Origin of the sequence: Collinsella sp. AF05-9, assembly GCF_003465595.1 — a bacterium.
GTDB lineage: Bacteria > Actinomycetota > Coriobacteriia > Coriobacteriales > Coriobacteriaceae > Collinsella.
Genome location: NZ_QSBB01000003.1, coordinates 136,270 through 146,856 on the forward strand (window position 1 = coordinate 136,270; position 10,587 = coordinate 146,856).

Below are 10,587 nucleotides of genomic sequence, written 5' to 3' on the forward strand. Positions count from 1 at the left end.
GCGACGCAATGACCAAGAACCGCACCGAGGTCGCAGACATCGACCGCAGCCTCTACGACTTCACCTATGGCGAGGAGGGATTCGAGCGCCTCGACGCCGGCATCACGCCCGACATCGTGCGCGAGATCAGCGCCAAAAAGGACGAGCCGCAGTGGATGCTCGACCTGCGCTTAAAGTCCCTCGAGATCTTCAACCGTTTTCCCGACCCGACGTGGGGCCCCTCCATCGAGGGCCTGGACATGGACAACATCGTCACCTACGTCAAGCCCAACACCGACCAAAAGCACGACTGGGAGTCGGTGCCCGACGACATCAAGAACACCTTTGAGCGCTTGGGCATCCCAGAGGCCGAGCGAAGCTACCTGGCAGGCGTCGGCGCGCAGTACGACTCCGAGCTCGTCTACCACAACATGCAGGACACGGCGTCCAAGATGGGCATCGTCTACTCCGGTATTGAAGAAGCCCTGCACGATCCACAGTGGGAACCGCTCATCCACGAGAAGTTTATGACGCTCATCCCGCCCACCGACCACAAGTTTGCGGCCCTGCACGGCGCCGTATGGTCGGGCGGCTCGTTTGTCTACGTGCCCAAGGGCACCAAGCTCGATTTTCCGCTGCAGAGCTACTTCCGCCTTAACGCCAAGGGTGCCGGCCAGTTTGAGCACACGCTCATCATCGTCGAGGACGACGCCGACCTGCACTTTATCGAGGGTTGCTCCGCGCCCAAGTACAACGTTGCCAACCTCCACGCCGGCGCCGTCGAGCTCTTTGTGGGCAAGCGTGCACATCTGCGCTACTCGACCATCGAAAACTGGTCCAAAAACATGTACAACCTCAACACCAAACGTGCGCGCGTGGACGAGGATGGCGACATCGAGTGGATCAGTGGCTCCTTCGGCAGCCACGTGGGCTACCTCTACCCCATGAGCGTGCTCAACGGCCGTCGCGCCCGCTCGAGCTTTACCGGCATTACCTTTGCCGGCGCCGGCCAGAACCTGGATACCGGCTGCAAGGTCGTGCTCAACGCGCCCGAGACCTCGGCAACCGTCGAGACCAAGGGCATCTCCAAGAGTGGCGGCATTCAGACCTTCCGCAGCTCTATCGTGGCCACGCCCAAGGCAGAGGGTTCCAAGGCAACCGTGAGCTGCCAGTCGCTCATGCTCGATGACCAGAGCCGCTCCGACACCATCCCCGCCATGGACATCCGCGCCAAGAACGTCGACATCGGCCACGAGGCTACCATCGGCCGCATCGGCGACGACAAGGTGTTCTACCTGATGAGCCGCGGCATCTCGGAGGAAGAGGCCCGCACCATGATCGTCAACGGCTTTGCCAACCCGGTCTCCAAGGAGCTGCCGCTGGAGTATGCCGTCGAGATGAACAACCTGATCAAGCTCGAGATGGAAGGAGCGATCGGATAATGAAACAGACCACGAACACCGCTGCTACCACGCTCGAGCAGGTTAATGCGATGCCTGCTGCCACTTGGGGTTGGCTCAAGATGAACCAGACCAAGCTTGAGCTTTCGGACGAGCTTGCCGTCGCTCCTGCCGAGGCCGTCGAGGTCGAGGGCTTGGACGAGCAGTTTGCCGGCGCTGCCGACGCGTTTGGCACCGCCACGAACGCCATGGCCGAGCGCTTCCCCGAGCGCCGCGCCTCCGCCCCCGGTGATGCCACCGACCGCGCCCGCATCACGCCCGAGACCGAGCTCGACGTGCCCGCCACCTCCGTCTACCAGGCCGGCGCCATCAAGCTCGAGGAGGAGCTCTCCCCTGCTGAAGCCTTCGAAACCGGCATGGGCGAGGCTGCCTACGCCTACTTGGCCGAGCACGCTACCAAGCGCATCGTCATCGATGTGCCCGCATACCAGCACGCCACGGTTACCGTGCGTGTGAGCGGTGTCGATGCCGCCGCGGCCATCGCCGCCATCGACATCGTCGCTCGCCCGCAGGCAACGCTCGACCTGCAGATCGCCCTGGACTCCCCCGTTGCCGGCGAGGGTGTCGTGGGCTCCGTGCTACGTGTGTGCTCCCACGAGTACGCCATCGTCAACGTGACCTGCACGCAGACGCTCGACGATAGCTGGATCGCGCTCGACGACACCGGCCTGTTCCTGGACGAGGGTGCGCGCGTCAACGTGCAGCACACCGTCCTGGGTGCCGGCGCCAGCGCCACCGGCCTTGCCGGCGACCTGCTGGGCGATACCGCCAAGGTCACCATCGATACCGATTACCTGGGCGCCCGCGAGCAGGTGCGCGACTTTAACTACGAGCTGCGCCACCGCGGTCGCAAAACCGAGTGCGAGATCGACGCCAACGGCGTACTGACCGGCACGTCAAAGAAGGTCTATCGCGGCACCATCGACCTCGTGCACGGCTGCAAGGGTGCAACCGGCACCGAGCGCGAGACGGTGCTTTTGGCCAACAAGGGCGTCGACAACAAGACCGTCCCCGTCATCCTGTGCGACGAGGACGACGTCGCCGGCAACCACGGTGCCACCATCGGCCACGTCCGCGACGAGCAGCTGTTCTATCTCGCCTGCCGCGGCCTTGACCAAAACGCCGCCGAGGACCTGTTCATCCGCGCCAAGCTGGAGGACGCCGCGCTTTCCGCCACCGACGAGCGCACCCGCGCCGCCGTCGTCCGCCTGGGCAACAACCTGATCGACAACTTTGAAGAGGAGCTCGCATGATCGACACCGAGCACGTTAAATGCGATACCTGCACTGCCCCCGAGCCCATGGAGCTCGACGCCAGCGACGAGGCTTCGCGCGGCTGGCCCACCGTGGACATCGAGACCAACCCCTACAAGGGCCAGTTCCCGCTGTTCCAGCAGCACCCCGAGATCGCCTTCCTCGATAGCGCCGCCACCGCGCAACGCCCTGCCTGTGTGCTCGACGCCGAGCGCAACTTCTATCAGCGCATGAACGCCAACCCCCTGCGCGGCCTGTACTCGCTGTCCGTCGAGGCCACCGAGGCTATCGCGAAGGTGCGCCAGCAGATTGCCGACCTCATCGGCGCCCCCAACGCCAACGAGGTCGTCTTCACCCGCAACACGAGCGAGTCGCTCAACCTGGTCGCCAAGAGCTTTGCGCCCACAGTGCTCGAACCGGGCGACGAGGTCGTCATCACCATCATGGAGCACCACTCCAACCTGATTCCGTGGCAGCAGGTCTGCCGCGAGACCGGCGCCAAGCTCGTCTACCTCTACCCCACCAAGACCGGCCAGCTCACCACCGAGGAGGTTCTTGCCAAGGTGGGTCCCAAGACCAAGATCCTAGCCGTGGGACAGGTCTCCAACGTGCTGGGCGTCGAGAACCCGGTCAAGAACCTCGGCAAACTCGTGCACAAGTACGGCGGCTACCTGGTCGTCGACGGCGCGCAGTCGCTGCCGCACATGCCGGTCGATGTGGCCGACCTGGGCGCCGACTTCTTTGCCTTTAGTGCGCACAAGGCCATGGGCCCCATGGGCATCGGCGTGCTGTGGGGCAAGATGGACCTGCTCAACGCCATGCCGCCCATGCTTACCGGCGGCGAGATGATTGATTCGGTCACCGAGCAGGACGCTGTCTGGGCTCCCGTCCCCGAGAAGTTCGAGGCCGGCACGCAGGACGCCGCCGGCATCTTCGCCACGGGCGCCGCACTCGATTACCTGGTCAACACGGTGGGTTACGAGAACATCCAGGCCCGCGAGCAGGCACTCGTCCACTATCTGATGGGCGAACTCATGCAGCTCGACTTTGTCCAGATCATCGGCTCCATCTATTGGGACAACCACCACGGCGTCGTGAGCTTTAACGTCAAGGGCATCCACCCGCACGACGTAGCGAGCATCATGGACATGGACGGCGTCTGCATTCGCGCCGGCCACCACTGTGCGCAGCCGCTGCTCACCTGGCTGGGCGTCGAGAACCTTGCCTGCTGCCGCGCCAGCGTGGCCTTCTACAACGACAAGGCCGACATCGACAAGTTCATCGCCGGTCTGCATCACGTTTGGAGCACATTCAATGGGTAATCTGTACACCTCCACCACATTTATGGAGCACAACTCGCACCCCGACTACAAGTACGAGATGGACGCCCCCACGCACGAGCACGACGGCATCAACCCCAGCTGCGGAGACGAGCTCACCTTGCAGCTACGTGTCGAGAACAACGTGATCGAGGAGGCCTCCTTTACCGGCCACGGCTGCGCCATCAGCCAGGCCAGTGCCGACATCATGGCCGACCTCATCACCGGCGAGACCGTCGAGGAAGCTCGCCGCTTGGCAGAGCTCTTCCTCGCCATGATCCGCGGCGAGCAGCTCTCCGAGGAGGACCTGGAAGACCTGGACGAAGCCGCTCAGCTCCAGGACATCTCGCACATGCCCGCCCGCGTCAAATGCGCCGAGCTCGCCTGGCGCACCCTCGACGGCATGCTCACGGGACAAAATAATCAGTAGTATTTGTCCCAAATCTTAAGAATTTTGTTGGCCGAATCGCTTGACAAGAGTGGTTCGGCCATTTTCTATTCCGAGCCCTCAGCCTGAGCATTCACCCGCGCATAAGCGCGCACGATACGAGAGACGGTACTCTTGCTGATTCCCGTATACCGTTCGATCTCGCGCACCGTGTAGCCGACATTGTGCAGGGCGAAAATGATTCCATCTCGCCGCGAGGGCGCTACGGTCTTGAGTTCGTTGAGCGGCACGCCCAGGCGCTTCGCCATCTTGTCGGCAAACGCACGCCGCTCCCACTCTGTCTCATCCATATCGTGAATCACCGGATCGGAACCATCGGGCATCGACAGAGAATAATCCAGAAACCCCTTGGCAGACTCAAATAGCTCAAGCACACAAGAAGGGTCCGAAAATCCCCTCGTCGTATCGTTGTCATACGCTCTCAGATACTCGGCAAAGCTGCTCCAGGGATAACGCTCGATCAGGGCGATACCCGCCTCCTGCGGATTAGCGTGAACATAGCGAATGGCAGCCATCAGATAACGGTCGGTATCGAGCGAGCGCCGGTCAAAACGGTTCTGGAACAGATGGCCCGTGCGCCCCGTGCGTTTATTGAACCGCCGCGCGTACGTCAAAAGCAGCCGGTGCATCGCCGCGCTCATCGCGTCCTCGTAATCTGCAAGCACCAGATGCACGTGATTGCCCATAAGGCACCAGGCGATAACCGTCACGCCCGCCTCGCGGCAGCACTCGCGCATCAGCTCCAAAAACTCCCACCGGTCTTCATCGCCCTCAAAGATGAGCTGCTTGCCCACACCGCGGGCACAGACATGGTAAAAGCCGGTAACCGTTCTCCAAACGCGCTGCATGGCGCTCCCTTCGCCGGGATCTGATTGCCATCCAATACAGCACGATTGAAGCGTGCCATCAAAACATTCACGCAAAACAATACACTCGCGCGGCCAAAGGCAGTAAACGGGCGGCGAACGGCACCGTTGCAACAGGTCAGACCCCGCAACGCATACAAGAGCTGACCAAAAGCTTGCCCAAGACGAACCCCCTCTACGGAAGTTCGCGACCACCGAACATATAGTTAAACCGTTTCAATTAAAACTTCCGGACTTCTCGCTACGAAAACTGAGCCGTTCGCCGAATATTCCGTGCATTTCGCGGTATTATAGGGGCTGCATGTCATGTCCCTTTCGAAGGGTCGCCCGGCAATCGCCAGCCACGACCCCCAGACGGGACGCCAACACGATAGAGAGGAGAGGCATGCAGTACTCACAGGAAGTGGAGAACATGTGCCCCGTTGCCAAGGGTGCATACCACGGCCCCGCACCCATCCCCGAGGAGGGCAAGTGGGTCCAGGCTAAGGAGATTACCGACATCTCCGGTCTTACGCACGGTGTGGGTTGGTGCGCACCCCAGCAGGGCGCCTGCAAGCTCACGCTGAACGTCAAGGACGGCATCATCGAGGAGGCCCTCGTTGAGACCATCGGCTGCTCGGGCATGACCCACTCTGCCGCCATGGCTTCCGAGATTCTTCCCGGTAAGACCATCCTCGAGGCCCTCAACACCGACCTCGTCTGCGACGCCATCAACGTTGCTATGCGCGAGATCTTCCTGCAGATCGTTTACGGCCGCAGCCAGACCGCGTTCTCCGAGGGCGGCCTGCCCGTGGGCGCCTCCCTCGACGACCTCGGCAAGGGCCTTCGCTCTCAGGTCGGCACCATGTTCGGCACCAAGGCCAAGGGCGCTCGTTACCTCGAGCTCGCTCAGGGCTACGTCACCCGCATGGCTCTCAACGACAAGAACGAGATCATCGCATTCGAGTTCCTGAACCTCGGCAAGTTCACCGACGCCGTCAAGGCCGGCAAGACCCCCGAGGAGGCCATCGCTGGCGCTATGGGCCACTATGGTCAGTGGGAGAACGCTGCCAAGTACATCGACCCGCGCACCGACGAGGAGACTCACTCCGTCGCCAGCGTGTTCCCGGTTCACGAGTAGAAAGGGAGGGAAATAACTATGACTGTTACGTTCGAAGGTTACGAGCGCCGCGCTGACAAGATCAACAAGTGCCTCGCCGACAACGGCATCGCCTCCCTCGAGGAAGCTCTGCAGATCTGCACCGACAAGGGCTTCAACCCGCGTGAGATCGTCAACAACACCCAGTCCATCGCCTTCCAGAACGCCGAGTGGGCCTACACCCTCGGCTGCGCTCTCGCTGTCAAGCGTGGCGCCAAGACCGCTTCTGAGGCTGCCGCCATCATCGGCGAGGGCATCCAGGCCTTCACCGTTCCCGGCTCCGTCGCCGAGGACCGCAAGGTCGGTCTGGGCCACGGCAACCTGGGCGCTATGCTGCTCTCCGACGACACCGAGTGCTTCGCCTTCCTGGCTGGTCACGAGTCCTTCGCTGCTGCTGAGGGTGCTATCGGCCTGGCTCTGAACGCCAACAAGGCTCGTAAGAAGCCGCTGCGCGTTATCCTCAACGGTCTGGGCAAGGACGCTGCTCAGATCATCGCCCGCATCAACGGCTTCACCTATGTGAAGACCCAGTTCGACTACTACACGGGCGAGCTCAAGGTCGTCGAGACCATCCCCTACTCCGATGGTCCCCGCGCTGCCGTTAACTGCTACGGCTCCGACGACGTCCGCGAGGGCGTTGCCATCATGTGGCACGAGAACGTCGACATCTCGATCACCGGTAACTCCACCAACCCCACGCGCTTTCAGCACCCCGTCGCTGGCACCTACAAGAAGGAGCGCCTCGAGGCTGGCAAGAAGTACTTCTCCGTCGCTTCTGGTGGCGGCACTGGCCGTACCCTGCACCCGGACAACATGGGCGCCGGCCCTGCCTCTTACGGCATGACCGACACCATGGGCCGCATGCACTCCGATGCCCAGTTCGCCGGTTCTTCCTCCGTGCCTGCGCACGTCGACATGATGGGTCTCATCGGCATGGGCAACAACCCCATGGTCGGTGCCACCGTCGCCTGCGCTGTCGCCGTCGAGGAGGCCCTCAAGGCCTAATCGCGCCCGCGCGATGCTCATATAGTTGAGCTTTGGAGCCGCTACCCACCCGGGTAGCGGCTCTTTTTGTTTGCGCTGTCGCAGGGTAGCTAATGCCGGTATATCAGCTGGGGCGAAATACGAGATGTGAAGAGATAGAGCGTCAGAGCGTCCATGACGCCCACCTGCCATATTTGCCCTTTACCGATTTGCCGAGTCTTTGCGACCCCATTGCCGATCACCCGTGCGACAATGCGCCGGACGAGAAAGGAATCCAATGGAATCGACTGATGTACTGGTAATTGGATCTGGCATTGCGGGCCTTTGCGCCGCCATCGAAGCGGCACGCACAGGTGCAGCCGTCACTGTGGCAAGCGCCGGCAAGACCATGAGCGGATCGAGCTTCTTCCCGGGTACCTGGGGCCTCGGCCTCATCGGTCCCGTCGACGAAGACGACGAGCAGGACCTCATCGGCACCATCCAGACCGTCGGCGGCGGTGTCGCCGACCTCGAGCTTGTCCAGACGTTTGTGCACGGCATTCCCCAGGCAATTGAATGGCTCGAGCAAGACCTAGGCGTTGAGCTCCAGCGTCCGCAAAGCGCTGAGAGCGCTCAGCAAAAGCAGTTTATCCCCTGCTTTGACCACAAAACGCGCATGTGGCGCGGCCTCACCCGCAAGCCCCTTGAGGACGCGTGTATGGCCCAGATCGAGTCGCTCGGTATTCGCCTGCTCCCCCGCCATGAGCTTATTGACCTTGTTGAGGACACGAACGGCAGGATCACCGGCGCCGTGCTCTACGACCGCGCAAACGAGCATCTCGTGTCTATGGCAGCCAAAGCCACTATCATCGCTGCGGGCGGCACGGGTGGCCTGTTCGAGCGAAGCCTCACTTCCGCCGACGTGCTCAGCTCCTCACAGGCCATCGCACTGGCGCACGGCGCATCGCTTACTAATATAGAGTTCATGCAGATGATGCCCGGCTTCATCGAGCCCAAGCGCAACCTGGTCTTCAACGAGAAAACCTGGCGCTACGTCACATTTAACCAGCCGGCAGATATTGCCAACGACAAACTGGACGATTTGCTTGAACAGCGCTCCGGATATGGCCCCTTCACATCGCGCCTGGCTTCCCGCGCCATCGATCTTGCCATCGATCAAGCGGGTGCCAAAGGCCTAGCGCTCCACTACGACTTCCCTCGCGAAGATGTCCCAGAGTTTGTGCAGACTTTTGCCACCTGGCTACAAGACGAGCACGGCATCGCGCCGACCGACGAGATGCGCGTGGCGATGTATGCCCACGCCGCCAACGGCGGCATCAGGATCGACAAGACCGCGTACACGGGCGTTGAGGGCCTCTACGCTTGCGGCGAGGCGACAGGCGGCATGCACGGCGCCGACCGCATTGGTGGCTTGTCAAGCGCCAACGGCATCGTATTCGGACGCATCGCAGGCGCATCGGCAGCCCTTGCAGCGCAGAAAGAGCCTGAGACAGCCCTGAAGGTGGATATCGCCCTCCCCCAGTACGGCATAGCCGCAACAGATGCCGAACGCCTGACACGCAGCCTTAAGCACGCGATGAGTACCTATTGCATGATCAACAGAACCGAAGCAGGTCTATCCAAGGCTCTGCAACAGCTTGAAAGCCTGCAAGACGAGGCAACGGCGCTGAGCAAGCCACACGCCAACGACAGCGAAATCGCAGCCCTCGCCCGCCTGCAATCGCAGATTCAACTAGCACAGGAAATGGTCAAAGCCATGCGCAAGCGAACCGAAAGTCTCGGATCGCACTATCGAGCGAATTAAACTGGACACCTATCTAAAGCAAAACACAACTAATCGATATCTATGGGCCCCGTGAACTCGAAGTGGCACGGGGCCCATTCGTGTCCGCACGGCAGCGTATCCTAATTCTGAATACAGAGCGGGCAAAGCCCGCATAGACAATAGGCCAGCGAGGAGGAGATATGGACAGCAGAGATATCGAGAAGTGGCGTGTCAAACTTGATAGCTACGCCAATGTGGAAGACGGCGTTGAGTATTGGCTCGCACGCGATTTAATGGAACCCATGGGGTACACTCGATGGGAGAACTTTGCCGAAGTTGTTAAGAGGGCAAAAGTCTCGTGCGAAACAAACAAAACTCCAGTTGATTCCCATTTTCGTGACACCACGAAAATGGTAACTGCCGGTGTCGCCGCTCGCGCGGTTAAAGACTACAAACTTACGCGCTATGCATGCTATTTAATCGCCCAGAACGGAGATTCAAACAAGCAAGAAATCGCGCTCGCACAGGCGTACTTCGCCGTGCAGACGCGCCGCCAAGAGCTCATAGAGCAGCGCTTCGCAGAGATTCAGCGCTTGCAGGCGCGCCACTCGCTATCTGATTCAGAGAAACAGCTCTCGGGTATTGCGTTCAAACGCGGCGTGGACTCCAAAGGATTCGCGATCATCAAGTCGAAGGGCGATGAAGCGTTATTCGGCGGCAGAAGCACGGCGGAAATGAAGCAACAGCTCGGCGTATCCAAGAGCTCGGCATTGGCGGACAGGCTAGCCGATGTTCTCATCAAAGCAAAGGACCTTACGAACTCGATGACGGCCTTCAACGCCGAGGAACACGACCTGTACGGTCTGGACCAGATCAAGCAAGAGCACGTCGAGAACAACACAAGCGTGCGTGGCAGCCTCATCGACCGCGGAATTGTACCCGAGAACCTACCGCCTGCCGAAGATACAAAGAAGCTCGAACGTCGCGTGAAAGCAGACGAGAAAAAGCTCAAGGAGGGTACAGACGGATTCACCGACCCCCAGGGCAGGCTCGACTTGTAAAGCGTCTGCGCCCTTACGGGTTCGGCCCCATGCGAGGTTAATAAAAAAGACGGCCAACCGAGATTGACCGTCTTAACATGCTTTGGTGGGCCGTCAGGGGGTCAGCCTGCTGCGCAGGCGGCCGCTGCGGCGCTTCGCGCCTTGCGCGCTGCGCTGGCAAATGCTCGCGCATTTCCTCAGCTCCGCGCCCTTACGGGTTCGACCCCAGGTACTGTTAACAAAAAAAGACGGCCAACTTTCGTTGACCGTCTAAACATGCTTTGGTGGGCCGTCAGGGGGTCGAACCCTGGACCTTGGGATTAAGAGTCCCCTGC

The 10,587-nt window shown here is 61.0% G+C and carries 9 protein-coding genes; 8 read left to right on the forward strand and 1 reads right to left on the reverse strand.

All coding sequences use genetic code 11. The annotated features are described in order from the left end of the window. The first annotated feature begins 8 nt into the window (after positions 1-8). Genes sufB through sufU form a run of 4 tightly spaced genes read left to right on the forward strand, consistent with a single transcriptional unit; the run spans position 9 to position 4,441 of the window. Complete coding sequence (gene sufB, locus DWV43_RS02000) at positions 9-1,421, forward strand: Fe-S cluster assembly protein SufB (protein WP_022094821.1); 1,413 nt, start codon at positions 9-11, stop codon at positions 1,419-1,421. Beyond that, the gene (locus DWV43_RS02005) at positions 1,421-2,692 is read left to right on the forward strand and encodes a SufD family Fe-S cluster assembly protein (RefSeq protein WP_117816824.1); all 1,272 of its coding nucleotides are present in this window, start codon (positions 1,421-1,423) and stop codon (positions 2,690-2,692) included. The genes sufB and DWV43_RS02005 overlap by 1 nt, the downstream gene beginning before the upstream one ends. Further along, positions 2,689-4,014 carry an aminotransferase class V-fold PLP-dependent enzyme gene (locus tag DWV43_RS02010; protein ID WP_199569292.1) on the forward strand — a complete coding sequence of 442 codons (1,326 nt, stop codon included), beginning with the start codon at positions 2,689-2,691 and terminating at the stop codon, positions 4,012-4,014. The genes DWV43_RS02005 and DWV43_RS02010 overlap by 4 nt, the downstream gene beginning before the upstream one ends. Then, positions 4,007-4,441, forward strand: a complete 435-nt coding sequence (sufU, locus tag DWV43_RS02015) for a Fe-S cluster assembly sulfur transfer protein SufU (RefSeq protein WP_117583738.1) — start codon at positions 4,007-4,009, stop codon at positions 4,439-4,441. Before DWV43_RS02010 ends, sufU begins: the two co-directional genes overlap by 8 nt. 65 nt (positions 4,442-4,506) lie before the next feature. On the opposite strand, the gene DWV43_RS02020 is transcribed toward sufU, so the two are convergent. Further along, positions 4,507-5,307 (reverse strand): transposase, encoded by an 801-nt coding sequence (locus DWV43_RS02020; protein WP_117816823.1) that lies wholly within the window; start codon positions 5,305-5,307, stop codon positions 4,507-4,509. A gap of 403 nt (positions 5,308-5,710) precedes the next feature. Here DWV43_RS02020 and DWV43_RS02025 point away from each other — a divergent pair, with 403 nt between their 5' ends. The 4 genes from DWV43_RS02025 (at position 5,711) to dinD (ending at position 10,273) form a co-directional block, all read left to right on the forward strand. After that, on the forward strand, positions 5,711-6,445 hold the full coding sequence (locus tag DWV43_RS02025; protein WP_117816822.1) for an iron-sulfur cluster assembly scaffold protein: 735 nt from the start codon (positions 5,711-5,713) through the stop codon (positions 6,443-6,445). Between the two features lie 18 nt (positions 6,446-6,463). After that, positions 6,464-7,468 (forward strand): GGGtGRT protein, encoded by a 1,005-nt coding sequence (locus DWV43_RS02030; RefSeq protein WP_055252290.1) that lies wholly within the window; start codon positions 6,464-6,466, stop codon positions 7,466-7,468. Between the two features lie 256 nt (positions 7,469-7,724). Next, positions 7,725-9,251, forward strand: coding sequence for an FAD-dependent oxidoreductase (locus tag DWV43_RS02035; RefSeq protein ID WP_117816821.1), 1,527 nt, complete (start codon positions 7,725-7,727; stop codon positions 9,249-9,251). Between the two features lie 161 nt (positions 9,252-9,412). After that, the gene (gene dinD / locus DWV43_RS02040) at positions 9,413-10,273 is read left to right on the forward strand and encodes a DNA damage-inducible protein D (RefSeq protein WP_117806391.1); all 861 of its coding nucleotides are present in this window, start codon (positions 9,413-9,415) and stop codon (positions 10,271-10,273) included. Positions 10,274-10,587 lie beyond the last annotated feature (314 nt).

Bases quoted from the DNA above. Each gene is read 5' to 3' on its own strand.
- sufU (WP_117583738.1), top strand. From the start codon at position 4,007: ATGGGTAATCTGTACACCTCCACCACATTTATGGAGCACAACTCGCAC.
- DWV43_RS02005 (WP_117816824.1), top strand. From the start codon at position 1,421: ATGAAACAGACCACGAACACCGCTGCTACCACGCTCGAGCAGGTTAAT.
- DWV43_RS02035 (WP_117816821.1), top strand. From the start codon at position 7,725: ATGGAATCGACTGATGTACTGGTAATTGGATCTGGCATTGCGGGCCTT.
- DWV43_RS02025 (WP_117816822.1), top strand. From the start codon at position 5,711: ATGCAGTACTCACAGGAAGTGGAGAACATGTGCCCCGTTGCCAAGGGT.
- sufB (WP_022094821.1), top strand. From the start codon at position 9: ATGACCAAGAACCGCACCGAGGTCGCAGACATCGACCGCAGCCTCTAC.
- DWV43_RS02010 (WP_199569292.1), top strand. From the start codon at position 2,689: ATGATCGACACCGAGCACGTTAAATGCGATACCTGCACTGCCCCCGAG.
- DWV43_RS02020 (WP_117816823.1), bottom strand. From the start codon at position 5,307: ATGCAGCGCGTTTGGAGAACGGTTACCGGCTTTTACCATGTCTGTGCC.
- dinD (WP_117806391.1), top strand. From the start codon at position 9,413: ATGGACAGCAGAGATATCGAGAAGTGGCGTGTCAAACTTGATAGCTAC.
- DWV43_RS02030 (WP_055252290.1), top strand. From the start codon at position 6,464: ATGACTGTTACGTTCGAAGGTTACGAGCGCCGCGCTGACAAGATCAAC.